Source organism: Enterobacter quasimori, assembly GCF_018597345.1.
Taxonomy (GTDB): domain Bacteria; phylum Pseudomonadota; class Gammaproteobacteria; order Enterobacterales; family Enterobacteriaceae; genus Enterobacter; species Enterobacter mori.
Map to the genome: position 1 here is coordinate 638,470 of NZ_JAHEVU010000003.1, position 14,871 is coordinate 653,340.

Genomic DNA, 14,871 nt, shown 5'->3' on the forward strand with positions numbered 1-14,871 from the left:
TCCTTATTTTGACTTCGTGAAAGGGCGGGTGAGTAACCCGACGGGGCCGGTGGTATACCAGCGACGGTTGCCGCGACTGCGTGAATCACGACCGACGGCCTGGGTCAGGCGGTCAAGAATAATGGCGAGGATCACGATGCCGACGCCGCCGACGGTCGCCAGCCCCATGTCGAGACGGCCAATACCGCGCAGCACCATCTGGCCCAGTCCGCCAACGGCGATCATCGAGGCGATCACCACCATCGACAGGGCCAGCATCAGCGTCTGGTTAACGCCCGCCATGATGGTCGGCATCGCCAGCGGAAGCTGAACTTTGAACAGCATCTGGCGCGGGCTGGCGCCGAACGAGCGTGAGGCTTCGATCAGATCCGCAGGCACCTGGTTAATCCCCAGAATGGTCAAACGGATAATCGGCGGCAGGGCGAAGATAATGGTCACCACTACCCCCGGCACGTTGCCGATGCCGAACAGCATTACGATAGGCACCAGATAGACGAACGCCGGGGTGGTCTGCATTGCATCCAGCAGCGGACGAATTATCTTCGCGGCCCGCGGGCTGCGCGCCAGCCAGATCCCCATCGGCAGGCCGATGACGATGCAAAAGAGCAGGGCGGTCAGCACCAGCGCCAGGGTGATCATCGCCTGCGACCACGCGCCAATCGCCCCAATGGCAATCAGCGAAATCAGCGTGGCGACCCCCATGCCCGCGCTACCGAACTGCCAGGCGATCAGGGAGAACAGGATAATCGCCACCGGTGCCGGCATGCCCAGCATCAGCTGCTGGAAGCCGTTCAGGATGTAATCCACCGGGATGCGGATCCCCTGGAAGACCGGACGGAAGTGGGTCACCACCCAGTCGATCCCCTCCGTGACCCAGCTGTCCAGCGGGATCAGCGTCTTGTGGAACGGATCCATGATGTTGAAGTGTTCTGGCGCAGGCGCGGGTGCGCTGTTCAGCCAGTCTGCCGCGCCGCCGCCGTCGGTCGGCGCTGGCGTGGAACCCCACGCGTCGGCAGATTGTGCAGCGCTGTCCGCCGCTTCAGTGGTACCCCACGGGTTAGATTGATCGGTCATTGTTTGCCCCCTCGCGATCTAAAGCCTGCAGCAGCATCCGTTTGGAGATGATGCCGACGTACTGTTGTTCCTCACCCACGACCGGCACGGCGCACGGCGCCTGGCCCACGTGAGAGAGCAACTCGCTGAGCGGCGTTTCTGCGTCCACGGCGAGTGGAGCGTCAATTAACGCCGCATCGATCCCCTGGTTCTCCGTGAGAGCCGTTTTCAGGGAGTCGATGGAAACAACGCCGACAAATTTATTGCCGCGTTCAACCAGATAACCGTATTCACGGTCTTCATCCTGCAGCAGCTTAAGCGCCGAGCGCGGGCCAAAGCCTGGCGTTTTACGGATAATGCCGTTTGGCGTTCGACGGGCAATATCTTTGGCGCTAAACACCTGGCTAATATCCACGCCGCGGAAGAAGGTGCGGACATAATCATTCGCCGGATTATTGAGAATTTCATCCGGCGTGCCGACCTGTACCACTTCACCGTTTTGCATAATGGCAATACGGTCGCCAATACGCATGGCTTCATCCAGATCGTGGGAAATAAAGACAATGGTACGTTGATGTTTAGCCTGTAATTTTACCAGCTCATCCTGCATCTCGGTGCGAATTAACGGATCGAGCGCCGAGAAGGCTTCATCCATTAATAATATATCTGGATTAATGGCTAACGCGCGGGCTAATCCCACGCGCTGACGCATACCACCGGAAAGTTCATCCGGATACGCGTGGGCATAATTTTCCAGCCCGACCTGACGCAGTGCATCAAGGGCTTTTTCCTGCCGTTCCTGAGCGGGCGTACCGGCTAATTCCATGCCGAAGGCGGCATTATCCAGCACCGTCATGTGCGGCATCAGCGCGAATGACTGAAACACCATCGCAATCTTCTTTCTGCGCACCTCGCGAAGCTCTGCGTCTGATATTCTGGCGATATCCACGCCGTCAATCAGCACCTGCCCGCGGGTGGGTTCAATCAGGCGATTGAGAAGGCGAACCATAGTAGATTTACCCGAACCGGATAACCCCATGATGACAAAAATCTCGCCTTCTTCAATGGCCAGACTGGCGTTTTTAACGCCAAGCGATAGCCCGGTTTTTTCCAGAATTTGCTCTTTCGAAAGGCCTTTCTCAATATATTTGAATGCGCGCTGCGGATGCTCGCCAAATACTTTATAAAGATTTTTCACTTCTAATTTAATTGCCATGCAATAGAGAGTGTCCTGTTATTAGTTTATGTCGATATGATTACCATGGTAAATTGTTAACGGGCATAACCCTAACATACTGAGAATCTGAGACAACCCTGAGGTGACCTGAAGTTGGAATTTTGATGCAAGCGAAACGGCTGAATTTCCCATGAGTAAAGGGCTGAGGGCTTCTTGAATTTTTCTCAATTTTTTGCTGCTGCATCGGGAAATTTCGCCTGAATCGGTATGATTCAGGCGAATATGACGAGGAAATTACAGTGTAGTGCCTGGTGAAATATTGGTATGGAAATAATGAGATTTATATTTAATTAATGAACGTTAATTCACATATTAAAAGTCCCAGTCCTCATCTTCCGTCTCCACCGCTTTGCCCATCACGTACGACGAGCCAGACCCGGAGAAGAAGTCGTGGTTTTCGTCGGCGTTAGGCGACAGCGCGGCCAGAATCGCCGGGTTCACCTCCGCCATTTCCGGCGGGAACAGCGCCTCGTAGCCCAGGTTCATCAGCGCTTTGTTGGCGTTGTAGCAGAGGAACGCCTTCACGTCGTCCTCCCAGCCCGTTCCTGCGTACAGCTCTTCGGTATAGCTCAGCTCGTTGTCGTACAGATCCATCAGCAAATCGAGGGCAAAACCTTTGAGTTCCTCGCGTTTCTCCGGACTGACTTTCTCCAGCCCTTTCTGATACTTATAGCCGATGTAATACCCGTGTACCGCTTCATCACGAATGATGAGCCGAATCAAATCGGCGGTGTTGGTGAGCTTGCCCCGGCTCGACCAGTACATGGGCAGCCAGAAGCCGGAATAGAAGAGGAAGGATTCCAGGAACACGCTGGCGATCTTCTTCTTCAGCGGCTCGTCGGCGCGGTAATGTTCCAGCACCAGTGCCGCCTTGCGCTGCAGTGACGCGCTCTCTTCGCTCCAGGCGTAGGCCGCATCCACGTCTTTGGTCTGGCACAGCGTGGAGAAAATCGAGCTGTAAGAGCGGGCATGCACCGCCTCCATAAAGCTGATGTTCGACATCACCGCCTCTTCGTGCGGCGTCAGCGTGTCGCTCATCAGCGCGGGCGCACCGACGGTATTCTGAATGGTGTCCAGCAGCGTCAGGCCGGTAAAGACGCGGATCGTCAGCTGCTGCTCGGCGTGGCTCAGCGTTTGCCAGGCCGGAATGTCGTTGGAGAGCGGCACCTTTTCCGGCAGCCAGAAGTTGCTGGTCAGGCGGTTCCACACCTCCAGGTCTTTATCGTCCTGGATTTTGTTCCAGTTAACGGCACTCACGCGTGACAGTTTCATCCTTTCTCCTTACAGCGCGCAGGACACGCAGCCTTCGATTTCGGTGCCTTCCAGTGCAAGCTGGCGCAGGCGAATGTAGTAGAGCGTTTTGATGCCTTTCTTCCAGGCGTAGATCTGCGCTCTGTTGATATCCCGCGTGGTGGCGGTGTCCGGGAAGAACAGCGTCAGCGACAGCCCCTGATCCACGTGCTTTGTTGCCTCGGCGTAGGTATCGATGATTTTTTCCGGGCCGATCTCATAGGCGTCCTGATAGAGCGCCAGGTTCTCATTGGTCATAAACGGGGCTGGGTAGTAAACGCGCCCGGTTTTGCCTTCCTTACGGATTTCAATTTTCGACACGATCGGGTGAATGCTCGACGTGGCGTGGTTGATGTAGGAAATCGAACCGGTCGGCGGGACGGCCTGCAGGTTCTGGTTGTAGATGCCGTAGCGCATCACGTCATCACGCAATTGCTGCCACATCTCGCGCGTCGGCAACGCGATTCCGGTGCGAGCAAACAGTGCGCGCACTTTTTCGGTTTTCGGCTGCCAGTCGCCTTCCAGGTACTGGCTGAAATATTCCCCGCTGGCGTAGCGGGACTGCTCAAAGCCCGCGAAGCGCTGGTCGCGCTCGCGCGCCAGCATCATCGACGTATGCAGCGCGTGCCAGGTGACGGTGTAGAAATAGAGGTTGGTGAAGTCCAGCCCTTCCGGACTGCCGTAAGCGATGCCTTCCCGCGCCAGATAGCCGTGCAGGTTCATCTGCCCCAGTCCGATGGCGTGCGACGCGGCGTTGCCCGCTTCAATAGACGGCACGCTGCGGATGTGGCTCATGTCGGACACTGCCGTCAGCCCGCGAATGGCGGTCTCCACCGTGCGGCCAAAGTCTGGAGAATCCATGGTGTGGGCAATATTCAGCGACCCGAGGTTGCAGGAAATATCTTTCCCGACGTCCGCGTAGTCCAGGTTTTCGTCGTAGGTGGAGGCGCTGTTGACCTGCAAAATCTCCGAGCACAGGTTGCTCATGTTGATGCGCCCGGCAATCGGGTTCGCGCGGTTCACCGTGTCCTCAAACATGATGTAGGGATAGCCGGACTCAAACTGTATTTCTGCCAGGGTCTGGAAGAAATCGCGGGCGTTGATGTACGTCTTGCGAATGCGATCGTCGGCAACCAGATCGTCGTACAGGTCGTTTATCGCCACGTCGCCAAAGGCTTTGCCGTAAATACGCTCGATGTCATACGGCGAGAAGAGCGCCATATCGGCATTCTCTTTGGCGAGCTTAAAGGTGATGTCAGGGATCGTCACGCCGAGCGACAGGGTTTTGATGCGGATTTTTTCGTCGGCGTTTTCGCGCTTGGTATCCAGAAAGCGCAGAATATCCGGGTGGTGCGCGTGCAGGTAAACCGCCCCCGCGCCCTGGCGCGCGCCAAGCTGGTTAGCATACGAGAACGCATCTTCCAGCATCTTCATTACCGGGATCACGCCCGAGGACTGGTTTTCGATGCGCTTGATTGGCGCGCCCGCTTCTCGCAGGTTCGAGAGCAGAAACGCCACGCCGCCGCCGCGTTTAGAGAGCTGCAGCGCCGAGTTCACCGCGCGGCCAATCGACTCCATATTGTCTTCGATACGCAGCAGGAAGCAGGAGACCAGCTCGCCGCGCTGGGCCTTGCCGCAGTTGAGGAAGGTCGGCGTGGCGGGCTGGAAGCGGCCGGAGAGGATCTCCTCCATCAAGCGTTCAGCCTGCGCTTCATTCCCTTGCGCCAGGGTTAACGCCACCATCACGGTGCGATCTTCAAAGCTCTCTAAGTAGCGCTTGCCGTCAAAGGTCTTGAGGGTATAGCTGGTGTAGTACTTCCACGCGCCAAGAAACGTCTGGAAACGAAAGCCGCTGGCGTGCGCCCGTTCAAACAGCTTCACCACAAAGGTGCGGTCGTAGCGGGTCAGCACGCGTTCTTCGTAGTAGCCTTCCTTAACCAGATAGTCGAGACGCTCATGCTGGCTGCCAAACGTCACGGTGTTAGGCCGGACGTGGGCGGCAAAAAAGGCGTCCACCGCATCATGATCTTTGCCAAACTGGATGCGCCCCTCCCGGTCATAGAGGTTGAGCATCGCATTTAATGCGTGGTAATCAGGCGTTGCCTGCATTACGCGTTCTGCGGTTGTCGTTGCCAAAATTCGTTCACTCCTTTACGCACGTTTTCTACGTCCTGCTGTGTCCCCATCAGTTCGAAGCGATAGAGATACGGCACGCCGCATTTTTGAGAGATGACATCCCCGGCGCGGCCAAAGGCATCGCCGAAATTACGATTCCCCGCCGCAATAACCCCGCGGATCAGTGCCCGATTACGCGGATCGTTGAGAAAGCGGATCACCTGACGGGGAACCGCCCCTGCCGTACCCCCGCCGCCATAGCTGGGCACCACCAGTATGTAAGGTTCGTCTACCTGAATTCGCTCCCGCTCGTTAAGCGGGATGCGGGTCGCAGGCAGCCCGAGGCGCTCGATAAAGCGGAGCGTGTTTTCCGAACTGCTGGAAAAGTAGACCAGCCCGCTCATGCACGGACGGCCTGAGCGGCGAGACGGTTGATCATGTCCGGGCGGAAGCCAGACCAGCTGGTCTCTCCGGCAACGACCACCGGAAGCTGCCGGAAACCTTGCGCACGCAGGGTATCGGCGGCATCGGGCACCAGGTCGATATTCACCATCTCAAACGCCACGCCGCGGCTCTCCATTGCACGTTTGGTTGCGTGGCACTGAACACAATCGTTACGAGTGTAAATAATAATGCTCATGATTCGTATTTCCATTTAGAATAAGAAAACGGCGCGATTGTACGCGTCGGGTTGTGTCTCTGTTGCTAAAGGAATACTAGATGTAGTTGTGGTAATTATCAACCATACAAGATATGGGAAATTTAGATTGATCATGCCCGGGTGATGAGCACAACGGGGCAGGGCGTGCTGTGCGGGTTTTACAGGCGTTCGGACAAAGAAAAGCCCCGGCGCCTGTGGCAACCGGGGCTGATAAGTCGTGTTTACTTACGCAGGCTGAGGAGGGCGCCAACAAAAATACCGACGGCGGCAACCGTACCCAGCGCACAAAGCGGTTTTTCACGGACGAAGGTATTGGCACAGCTCACCGCGTCGCAGGCCGCCTGCGTGGCGCGTGAACGTCCATGCATCCGGGCACGGGTTTCACGCAACAGAGACTGAGCCTTACGTTTTGCGGCATCTGCTTCATCCTTCGCGTCACTTCCCCAGGACTTCAGCACTTCCTCTAGCGTGTCCGCTAATTGGCTGACATCATTACGAATATCCTGCGCATCATCATTAATATCGTTTCGGTTCGGTCTGTTAAACATAGGATCCTCCATAATTTTGCGTTCCCGTTCAGTTTAGTTCAGAAATTTAATATCTGAAGCGAGTCACGGCTTATTGAACAGTTTATGGAATATTCTGAAAGCCCTGCTAATGCTGAATACTGTAAGGTTGCCGGGCAGGAAAAGATAACGAGGAAGAGATATGTATTTACGACCCGATGAGGTGGCGCGCGTTCTTGAAAAAGAGGGGTTCACCATGGATGAGGTGACATCTAAAGCGTATGGATATCGCCGTGGCGAGAATTATGTTTACGTAAACCGTGAAGCGAGAATGGGGCGCACCGCTCTCATTATTCATCCGACCCTGAAAGACAGAAGTTTGTCCTTTGCTGAGCCTGCCTCGGAAATTAAAACCTGCGATCATTATCAGCAATTTCCGCTCTATTTAGGCGGAGAGACGCATGAGCATTATGGTATTCCGCACGGTTTCAGTTCACGGATGGCGCTGGAGCGTTTTCTGAAGGGACTGTTTGGCGACATTCAGTAAGTCTGCGACTGGCATGAGCCAGTCGCCTCACCTCATGCTTTTGCCTGGCTGTACTGGCTGACTTTAAACAGACGGCGGCAGTAGTCGAGAAAGTAGCCGTAGACCGCACCCATTAACATCGAAACCACGATATTTGAGCTGACAGCCGCCGCGATTTGATGCCAGTCTGCGCCCACGGTCAGCAGAATAGCCACATAAACCGGTGACTGGAATGTGACATACGCCAGCACGTCGGCCAGATTTTTAACCCAACCTGCCGGGCTAATGCGACGGGCAAAGCGCATAATCGCATCGCGATATAATCCGTAAGGCCAGGCAATAACGATGTTGACCGGGATGGCCACCAGACGAGATGAAAGTGACTGCTCGAAGGTCATTCCGGAGAGGAAAATTTCAATCAGCATGTTGACGACGGAACAGTAGACTACCATCGCGAAGGTATCCGCTACCGCATGGCGCAGGCGTGATTGCGGTGAGAACATGTCTGAACTCCTTGAGAAGCGCAAAAGGTGATATTTTATCGGTAAATCTTAGTGATTTGGATTGGTTTGTTTGACGTGTATAGCGTATCTCTCTGGCTATGAACTAACAACTAGTGATAAATTTTTATTTGTGGGCGTTTTTTCCACAAAATGCTCTAAATTTGTCTGTTTTTTGCCCGCTTCGTTATTTTCTCTCCTTGATGTGTTTTTGTGTTTATAAATCAATTTGTTATGTGGTATTGGTTCAGGGGGCGTAACCGCTACTCTGTGGGCCGCGTGATATTCTACAATTTGGCTTAAAGGTAACCGTATATATTGATGCGGAAATTCATTTCCGAGACGCATGCGGTTCTCTCGGCAGATATATAAATAATTTATTTTAAAATATTTACAAAATTGTCCTGTCACGCTGATGGGTAGATATTGTTTGCAAAATGAATTATTCTGTCGGCTGAATTCCGGTTTACTCCAAAGAAAAGGTTTTTAATTATTATGTCTTTGACGTTACAGAATCTTAATAATATCCGTACGCTGCGTGCAATGGCGCGTGAATTATCCCTCGACATTCTTGAAGAAATGCTGGAGAAGGTCAGGATCGTAGTTGAAGAAAAACAACACGAGCAGTCGGAATTGGAGCAGCAACGTGCAGAGCAGCAGGATAAAATTAATGCGTTGCTGGAACGGATGAAAGCCGACGGTATTTCACCTTCCGATCTGCTCGGTACCGAACGCGCGCTGGCGGGCAAACCGGCGAAAAAACGCAAAGTGCGTGAAGCGAAATATCGCTTTATTGATGTGAATGGCGAAGAGAAAACGTGGACCGGCCAGGGCCGAACGCCAAAGCCGATTGCCAATGCGCTGGCAAACGGTAAGACACTGGATGATTTCCTGATTTAAGCCTTGAGCCGGGCGGACGTGTCCGCCCGGTGACACGATCAGCAGACGCCGAAATCACCCGCTTCGGTATATAACGTCACCTCTGCGGCTTTCAGGGTAAATGTCTCGCCCTGTTCATTGCTGGCCTGCACGACCACAATGCTGTCGCCCTTCACGTCGAGCACTTTCAGTTTTGGGCCGCCCTGACGCGGTTGCACATAATCACCGACAGAAAACATAGTACCTCCTCTCATTTAGCGATCTTCACCTTAGCCCACGTCGTGCAATGGGTACAGCATTAAACGGTCTGGTACTGCTTACGAGGTACGACGGTTCCACGGCATGATCTTCAGCAGCCGCGCCATCCCGCAAAAACCGGTCAGACCGGCAAACAGCAGGCCCGCCCCTACAAAACCACTCAGCAGGAAAAAGCCGCCTGAGAGCGTGTAGCCCAGCACCACGCCGAGCAGGATCAGCAGCCCCGCTGCAATTTGTACCTGCCGCATCAGTGGCAGAGGCTGTGATTTATCTTCGACGGTCAGCAGCCCGGCCTGTTTCCAGCCCTGAATGCCACCCTCAACCACGAAGGCCTGAGCGGGTGATGCTGCCTGGGCCAGGCGGGCATCATGGTTTGCTGTCCGTGCGCCGGACTGGCAATGAAAAATCACCGTTTCACCGGGCGCTGTTGTAAGCCCGGCAGGTAAGGTATCCAGCGGTACGGACTGGGCAACCGCAATATGTTCACGGGCATATTCATCGGTATCGCGAATATCAATCAGTCTTGCGCCCTCAGCAATAAGCGCATTCGCCTGCTGTGGCGTAATAAGAGCAAGAGGCATCGTGTTTCCTTACAGCAACTCATCGGAATAGGTCTGACAAGTAGAGCACTTAATGGATGCCTTAAGCCAGTGTAAAGAGGGTAAAGGCAGGTAAAAGCGCAAGAGCGTCCTGGCAGCAAGCGGTAAACTGGCTATGCTTAGAGATAGTCTCTTTTTATTTTCAATTGGTTAGCTTGCACGGAGTCTGTTATGGGTTTTTGGCGTATTGTTTTTACGATTATCCTGCCGCCGCTGGGGGTACTGCTTGGCAAAGGGTTTGGCTGGGCGTTTATCCTCAACATCCTTCTGACCCTGCTGGGATACATCCCGGGTCTTATCCACGCGTTTTGGGTCCAGACCAAAAGCTAAGCACGCCAGAGTAAATCGCTGTAGATGCCGGTCAGCACGCCTTCTGGACCAAACTGCTGTTTGATCCAGCGCGTCACCTGACCGGTCGCGGCATGCTGCGTGGCGAGCAGCATGCGCGAGTCCTGACGCGGGTTGTTAATGCGCCGCGTCACCAGGAGTCCATCCTCCACCGCCTCTCTCGCCATGTATTCCGGCAAAAAGCCAATCCCTTCCCCCAGGATCTGACACTGGCATTTGGTGTTGAAATCCGGCACCAGAATCGCCTCCTGCCCGTGCAGCAGCCAGCCAACCTTCTTATTAATGGTATGCGCGGTGTCTTCCACCATGATGTTCGGATACAGGCGCAGCTGGCTCTCCGCTATCGGTTCGGGAACAAAGGCGAGCGGATGTTCCGGTGCGATGGCAAAGACCCAGCGGATGGCGCCAATTTCGGTGTAATCAATCCCGCCGCCGTCGAGCAGCGTGTCCGGTGCGCCAATCGCGATATTGGCCTGGTTGTTGATAATAGAATCCCAGACGCCGTTGTAGACTTCGGTAGTGACGGTGATCTGACAGGTGGGAAACTGCTTTTTCAGCACCTGCAGCAGCCGCGCGGTATGGCGCGGCGTATACAGCAGCTGGTTAATACAGATGCGCACCCGAGCCTCGATGCCCTGTGAGATGGTATCAATCCCGCGCTTGATGGCGTGAAAGTCGTTAAGCAGGTCGGTGGCCTTACGGTAAAAGTAAAAGCCGGACTCGGTCAGCTCAATGCTGCGCGTGTTACGCACAAACAGCACCACGTCCAGCCCGGTCTCCATGCGCTTAATGGTGTAGCTGATGGCGGACGTGGTGACGCCCAGCTCGGCGGCGGCTTTGCTGAAGCTGCCGAAGCGTGCGGCGGTAGTAAAGGCCAGCAGGTTCTCTTCGGTAAAGATGGAATTCATATATCTCTCCCTTCAGCCATCAGTTTTGAACATATTTTAACAGCGTTGTTACAACGCATTTGAAGCCGATCACAGTTCTGACTCTTTGCTGAAAGCCCTGGTACGTAAGGCTTCCTCAGGCATAAGTATAATGCAGTCTCGGGCGCTAAAAAGCAGATAAACATAAGAAAAAGGTTGCACAGACGCACGTTTTGACCGGTTTGTTGAATTTAACTCAACAATGAATTGACTGTCGATGAATCATTTTTAAGCGGATTCTTTTATGACCAGGCTGTTGCTATTCTCAGGTCAACAGAAATAAAAACATCAGGAGTCTGAATATGTCTGCAACTGAACTCGTTACTGAATTTCTGCTGGCGGCAGAGGAAGGCAATAGCGATGCGCTAAAAGCCTGCCTGGAGAAAGGCGTGGATATTAACGCCACCAACCGCCAGAAAAGAACCGCCGTTATTATTGCCAGCCTGAAAAAACATTATGCCTGCGTAGAGTTATTAATTGCCGCCGGAGCGGATATTGATAAACAGGACCAGACCTGCTTTAACCCTTTCCTCATTAGCTGCCTGACGAATGATTTAACTCTCCTGCGGCTGGTATTGCCCGCGAACCCGGATCTCGACCGCCTGACGCGTTTTGGCGGCGTGGGCATTACGCCAGCCAGTGAAAAAGGGCACGTGGAGATCGTACGCGAGCTGCTGGAAAAAACCGATATCAACGTCAACCACACCAACTTTGTTGGCTGGACGCCGCTGCTGGAAGCCATCGTCCTAAACGACGGCGGCGCAAAGCAGCAGGCGATCGTGAAGCTGCTGCTGGATCACGGCGCGAACCCGCACATGACCGACAAATACGGCAAAACCCCGCTCGAGCTGGCGCGGGAGAAAGGCTTCACTGAGATTGCCGACCTGCTGCTGGCGGCGGGCGCGTAAAGCAATCGGCCAGTCATTTCCGGCTGGCCGTTAATTCAAAAGTATTTTTACCGACGTGCATTTTGCACGACGGCGGCCCCCTTTTATCCGTATTCAGGAGAAAACAATGCCAACCAAAATCGTTATAAAAAAGAATACGTATTTTGATTCGGTGTCATTAATGTCCGTTTCCACCAAAGCCAATAAATTGCCAGGCGTCGACCAGGCGTTTGTGGCCATGGCGACGGAGATGAATAAAGGCGTATTAAAAAACCTCGGGCTATTAACGCCGGAATTAGCGGAAGCCAAAAACGGCGACCTGATGATCGTGATTAAAGGCGACGCGGCGAATGATGAAACGCTGGCCGCTATTGAAGCGCTGTTCACGCGTAAAGAGAGCGCAGGTTCCCATGAAGCGCGCTACGCGACGATTGCCAGCGCCAAAACCCATCGCCCGGACAGCAACCTTGCGGTGATTTCCGTCAACGGCACCTTCGCCGCCCGCGAGGCGCGTCAGGCGCTGGAAAACGATCTCAACGTAATGCTCTTCTCCGATAACGTGTCGCTCGACGACGAGCTGGCGCTGAAGCAGCTGGCGCACCAGAAAGGGCTGCTGATGATGGGGCCGGACTGCGGCACCGCCATCATCAACGGCGCGGGGCTGTGCTTTGCTAACGCGGTGCGCCGCGGCTCGATTGGCATCGTCGGCGCATCCGGTACCGGCAGCCAGGAGCTGAGCGTGCGCATTCACGAATTCGGCGGCGGCGTGTCGCAGCTGATTGGCACCGGCGGGCGCGATCTCAGCGAGAAAATTGGCGGTCTGATGATGCTCGACGCCATCGACATGCTGGAAGCCGACGAGGGCACAGAGGTGATTGCGCTGATCTCCAAACCAGCGGCGCCTGCCGTGGCAGAAAAGGTGCTGGCCCGCGCCCGCGCCTGCCGCAAGCCGGTGGTTGTTTGCTTCCTCGGGCGCAGCGAACCGCCCGCCGATGAAGACGGCCTGCAGTTTGCGCGCGGCACCAAAGAGGCAGCCCTGAAGGCGGTCCTGCTCACCGGCATCAAAAAAGAGTCCCTTGATCTGCATCCGCTCAACTGGCCTTTGATTGAAGAGGTGCGCGCCCGCCTGACTCCGCAGCAGAAGTACATTCGCGGCCTGTTCTGCGGCGGCACCCTGTGCGACGAGGCGATGTTCGCGGCGCTAGCGAAATTCGACGACGTCTACAGCAATATCCAGCCGGATCCCGCTAAACGCCTGCAGGACGTCAGCGTCAGTAAAGCCCACACCTTCCTCGACTTTGGCGACGACGATTTCACCAACGGCAAGCCGCACCCGATGATCGACCCGACCAACCGCATCAGTCGCCTGCTGCAGGAGGCGCGCGATCCGGAGGTGGGCGTCATCGTGATGGACTTCGTGCTGGGCTTTGGCGCGCACGAGGATCCGGTCGGCGTGATGCTCGACGCCATTAAAGAGGCGCAGGCAATTGCAAAGGCCGATAACCGTCCGCTGGAAATCCTCGGCTATGTGCTCGGCACCGACCAGGATCCGCAGTCGCTGGCGCAGCAGTGCCAGCTGCTGACCGACGCAGGCGTCATCTGGGCCAGCAGCAGTACCAATACCGGATTACTGGCACGCGAATTTGTCTGCAAAGGGGAGAACGCATAATGACCACCTTATTCAACCAGCCGCTGAACGTCATTAACGTCGGCATCGCGATGTTCAGCGACGATCTTAAAAAACAGCACGTACCCGTCACCCAGCTCGACTGGACTCCGCCGGGGCAGGGCAATATGCAGGTCGTTGAGGCGCTCGACCAGCTGGCGGAAAAACCGCTGGCGGAGAAGATCGCCGCCGCCAACAAGCTTGCGCTTGAGCGCATTATTCAGTCCCATCCGGTGCTGGTGGGCTATGACCAGGCGATTAACGTTGTGCCGGGGATGACCCGCACCACCATTCTGCACGCCGGTCCGCCTGTCTCCTGGGAAAACATGTGCGGCGCGATGAAGGGCGCGGTCACCGGGGCGCTGGTGTTTGAAGGGCTGGCGAAAGATCTGGACGACGCGACACGGCTTGCCGCCTCCGGGGATATTACGTTCTCGCCGTGCCACGAGCACGACTGCGTGGGCTCGATGGCGGGCGTCACCTCCGCGTCGATGTTTATGCACATCGTTGAGAACAAAACTTACGGCAACCGCGCCTTCACTAACCTCAGCGAGCAGATGGCGAAGATCCTGCGCATGGGGGCCAACGACCAGAGCGTCATCGACCGCCTGAACTGGATGCGCGACGTGCTCGGTCCGATGCTGCGCGATGCGATGAAGATTATCGGCGAAATCGACCTGCGGCTGATGCTGGCCCAGGCGCTGCACATGGGCGACGAGTGCCATAACCGCAACAACGCGGGCACCACGCTGTTGATCCAGGCGCTGACGCCGGGGCTGATCCAGGCGGGCTATCCGGTGGCGCAGCAGCGCGAGGTATTTGAGTTTGTCGCCAGCAGCGACTACTTCTCCGGCCCGACGTGGATGGCGATGTGTAAGGCCGCGCTGGACGCCGCTCACGGGATTGAGTACAGCACCGTGGTTACCACCATGGCGCGCAACGGCTACGAGTTTGGCCTGCGCATTTCCGGCCTGCCGGGGCAGTGGTTCACCGGCCCGGCGCAGCAGGTGATCGGCCCGATGTTCGCGGGCTATAAGCCGGAAGACTCCGGGCTGGATATCGGCGACAGCGCCATCACCGAAACCTACGGCATCGGCGGCTTTGCGATGGCGACGGCTCCGGCGATTGTCGCGCTGGTGGGTGGGACGGTGGACGAAGCCATCGACTTCTCCCGCCAGATGCGCGAAATCACCCTCGGCGAAAACCCGAACGTCACCATTCCGCTGCTCTCGTTTATGGGCATCCCAACCGCCATCGACATCACCAGAGTCGCGGGCAGCGGCATTCTGCCTGTCATTAACACCGCCATTGCCCATAAAGACGCGGGCATCGGCATGATTGGGGCGGGCATCGTTCACCCGCCGTTTAGCTGTTTTGAAAAGGCGCTGTTGACCTTCCGCGATCGCTACTTTTTATAAGG

General features: G+C 55.6%; 17 protein-coding genes. 6 read left to right on the forward strand and 11 right to left on the reverse strand.

Features of this window, described 5'->3' with window-relative positions; genetic code table 11:
- Window positions 1–3: 3 nt before the first annotated feature.
- From proW to KK102_RS15175, 7 genes are all read right to left on the reverse strand, one after another.
- Window positions 4–1,074: a glycine betaine/L-proline ABC transporter permease ProW gene (proW, locus tag KK102_RS15145; protein WP_126544826.1), complete on the reverse strand. Its 1,071-nt coding sequence runs from the start codon at window positions 1,072–1,074 to the stop codon at window positions 4–6.
- Window positions 1,058–2,269 (reverse strand): glycine betaine/L-proline ABC transporter ATP-binding protein ProV, encoded by a 1,212-nt coding sequence (gene proV, locus KK102_RS15150; protein WP_126544825.1) that lies wholly within the window; start codon window positions 2,267–2,269, stop codon window positions 1,058–1,060. Before proV ends, proW begins: the two co-directional genes overlap by 17 nt.
- Before the next feature lie 333 nt (window positions 2,270–2,602).
- Entirely contained in the window at window positions 2,603–3,562 is a 960-nt protein-coding gene (nrdF, locus tag KK102_RS15155) for a class 1b ribonucleoside-diphosphate reductase subunit beta (RefSeq protein ID WP_216357931.1), read from the reverse strand.
- Between the two features lie 9 nt (window positions 3,563–3,571).
- The gene (nrdE, locus tag KK102_RS15160) at window positions 3,572–5,716 is read right to left on the reverse strand and encodes a class 1b ribonucleoside-diphosphate reductase subunit alpha (protein WP_126544823.1); all 2,145 of its coding nucleotides are present in this window, start codon (window positions 5,714–5,716) and stop codon (window positions 3,572–3,574) included.
- Window positions 5,689–6,099 (reverse strand): class Ib ribonucleoside-diphosphate reductase assembly flavoprotein NrdI, encoded by a 411-nt coding sequence (gene nrdI / locus KK102_RS15165; protein ID WP_216357932.1) that lies wholly within the window; start codon window positions 6,097–6,099, stop codon window positions 5,689–5,691. Before nrdI ends, nrdE begins: the two co-directional genes overlap by 28 nt.
- A complete protein-coding gene (gene nrdH, locus KK102_RS15170; RefSeq protein ID WP_216357933.1) occupies window positions 6,096–6,335 on the reverse strand; it encodes a glutaredoxin-like protein NrdH in 240 nt (79 codons plus the stop codon). The genes nrdI and nrdH overlap by 4 nt, the downstream gene beginning before the upstream one ends.
- A gap of 242 nt (window positions 6,336–6,577) precedes the next feature.
- Window positions 6,578–6,904 (reverse strand): ElaB/YgaM/YqjD family protein, encoded by a 327-nt coding sequence (locus tag KK102_RS15175; protein ID WP_010434339.1) that lies wholly within the window; start codon window positions 6,902–6,904, stop codon window positions 6,578–6,580.
- A 160-nt stretch (window positions 6,905–7,064) separates the two neighbouring features.
- On the opposite strand from KK102_RS15175, the gene KK102_RS15180 reads away from it, so the two are divergent.
- Window positions 7,065–7,409 (forward strand): DUF2002 family protein, encoded by a 345-nt coding sequence (locus KK102_RS15180; protein WP_126544821.1) that lies wholly within the window; start codon window positions 7,065–7,067, stop codon window positions 7,407–7,409.
- Window positions 7,410–7,441: 32 nt separating this feature from the next.
- On the opposite strand, the gene alaE is transcribed toward KK102_RS15180, so the two are convergent.
- Window positions 7,442–7,891 (reverse strand): L-alanine exporter AlaE, encoded by a 450-nt coding sequence (gene alaE, locus KK102_RS15185; RefSeq protein ID WP_042716310.1) that lies wholly within the window; start codon window positions 7,889–7,891, stop codon window positions 7,442–7,444.
- A gap of 492 nt (window positions 7,892–8,383) precedes the next feature.
- On the opposite strand from alaE, the gene stpA reads away from it, so the two are divergent.
- On the forward strand, window positions 8,384–8,788 hold the full coding sequence (gene stpA / locus KK102_RS15190; RefSeq protein ID WP_126544820.1) for a DNA-binding protein StpA: 405 nt from the start codon (window positions 8,384–8,386) through the stop codon (window positions 8,786–8,788).
- Window positions 8,789–8,826: 38 nt separating this feature from the next.
- Here stpA and KK102_RS15195 read toward each other — a convergent pair whose 3' ends face one another.
- A complete protein-coding gene (locus KK102_RS15195) occupies window positions 8,827–9,006 on the reverse strand; it encodes a YodC family protein (RefSeq protein WP_216357934.1) in 180 nt (59 codons plus the stop codon).
- Between the two features lie 78 nt (window positions 9,007–9,084).
- Complete coding sequence (locus tag KK102_RS15200) at window positions 9,085–9,606, reverse strand: rhodanese family protein (RefSeq protein WP_216357935.1); 522 nt, start codon at window positions 9,604–9,606, stop codon at window positions 9,085–9,087.
- Window positions 9,607–9,795: 189 nt separating this feature from the next.
- Between KK102_RS15200 and KK102_RS15205 the strand changes: the two genes are divergently transcribed.
- Window positions 9,796–9,954 (forward strand): YqaE/Pmp3 family membrane protein, encoded by a 159-nt coding sequence (locus tag KK102_RS15205; RefSeq protein ID WP_014884952.1) that lies wholly within the window; start codon window positions 9,796–9,798, stop codon window positions 9,952–9,954.
- Here KK102_RS15205 and KK102_RS15210 read toward each other — a convergent pair.
- Window positions 9,951–10,880, reverse strand: coding sequence for a LysR substrate-binding domain-containing protein (locus tag KK102_RS15210; RefSeq protein ID WP_216357936.1), 930 nt, complete (start codon window positions 10,878–10,880; stop codon window positions 9,951–9,953). The two genes, KK102_RS15205 and KK102_RS15210, sit on opposite strands and share 4 nt — an antisense overlap.
- Before the next feature lie 320 nt (window positions 10,881–11,200).
- Here KK102_RS15210 and KK102_RS15215 point away from each other — a divergent pair, with 320 nt between their 5' ends.
- The 3 genes from KK102_RS15215 (at window position 11,201) to KK102_RS15225 (ending at window position 14,869) form a co-directional block, all read left to right on the forward strand.
- A complete protein-coding gene (locus KK102_RS15215; RefSeq protein ID WP_024907675.1) occupies window positions 11,201–11,806 on the forward strand; it encodes an ankyrin repeat domain-containing protein in 606 nt (201 codons plus the stop codon).
- A gap of 106 nt (window positions 11,807–11,912) precedes the next feature.
- A complete protein-coding gene (gene fdrA, locus KK102_RS15220) occupies window positions 11,913–13,454 on the forward strand; it encodes an acyl-CoA synthetase FdrA (RefSeq protein WP_216357937.1) in 1,542 nt (513 codons plus the stop codon).
- Window positions 13,454–14,869, forward strand: coding sequence for a YlbE family protein (locus tag KK102_RS15225; protein ID WP_185805599.1), 1,416 nt, complete (start codon window positions 13,454–13,456; stop codon window positions 14,867–14,869). The genes fdrA and KK102_RS15225 overlap by 1 nt, the downstream gene beginning before the upstream one ends.
- The last annotated feature ends 2 nt before the right edge of the window (window positions 14,870–14,871 follow it).

Excerpts from the sequence above, each read along its gene's own strand:
- nrdF (WP_216357931.1), bottom strand. The coding sequence starts at position 3,562 with ATGAAACTGTCACGCGTGAGTGCCGTTAACTGGAACAAAATCCAGGAC.
- alaE (WP_042716310.1), bottom strand. The coding sequence starts at position 7,891 with ATGTTCTCACCGCAATCACGCCTGCGCCATGCGGTAGCGGATACCTTC.
- KK102_RS15210 (WP_216357936.1), bottom strand. The coding sequence starts at position 10,880 with ATGAATTCCATCTTTACCGAAGAGAACCTGCTGGCCTTTACTACCGCC.
- KK102_RS15200 (WP_216357935.1), bottom strand. The coding sequence starts at position 9,606 with ATGCCTCTTGCTCTTATTACGCCACAGCAGGCGAATGCGCTTATTGCT.
- proV (WP_126544825.1), bottom strand. The coding sequence starts at position 2,269 with ATGGCAATTAAATTAGAAGTGAAAAATCTTTATAAAGTATTTGGCGAG.
- KK102_RS15215 (WP_024907675.1), top strand. The coding sequence starts at position 11,201 with ATGTCTGCAACTGAACTCGTTACTGAATTTCTGCTGGCGGCAGAGGAA.
- nrdI (WP_216357932.1), bottom strand. The coding sequence starts at position 6,099 with ATGAGCGGGCTGGTCTACTTTTCCAGCAGTTCGGAAAACACGCTCCGC.
- KK102_RS15180 (WP_126544821.1), top strand. The coding sequence starts at position 7,065 with ATGTATTTACGACCCGATGAGGTGGCGCGCGTTCTTGAAAAAGAGGGG.
- KK102_RS15175 (WP_010434339.1), bottom strand. The coding sequence starts at position 6,904 with ATGTTTAACAGACCGAACCGAAACGATATTAATGATGATGCGCAGGAT.
- KK102_RS15205 (WP_014884952.1), top strand. The coding sequence starts at position 9,796 with ATGGGTTTTTGGCGTATTGTTTTTACGATTATCCTGCCGCCGCTGGGG.
- nrdH (WP_216357933.1), bottom strand. The coding sequence starts at position 6,335 with ATGAGCATTATTATTTACACTCGTAACGATTGTGTTCAGTGCCACGCA.
- KK102_RS15225 (WP_185805599.1), top strand. The coding sequence starts at position 13,454 with ATGACCACCTTATTCAACCAGCCGCTGAACGTCATTAACGTCGGCATC.
- KK102_RS15195 (WP_216357934.1), bottom strand. The coding sequence starts at position 9,006 with ATGTTTTCTGTCGGTGATTATGTGCAACCGCGTCAGGGCGGCCCAAAA.
- stpA (WP_126544820.1), top strand. The coding sequence starts at position 8,384 with ATGTCTTTGACGTTACAGAATCTTAATAATATCCGTACGCTGCGTGCA.
- proW (WP_126544826.1), bottom strand. The coding sequence starts at position 1,074 with ATGACCGATCAATCTAACCCGTGGGGTACCACTGAAGCGGCGGACAGC.
- fdrA (WP_216357937.1), top strand. The coding sequence starts at position 11,913 with ATGCCAACCAAAATCGTTATAAAAAAGAATACGTATTTTGATTCGGTG.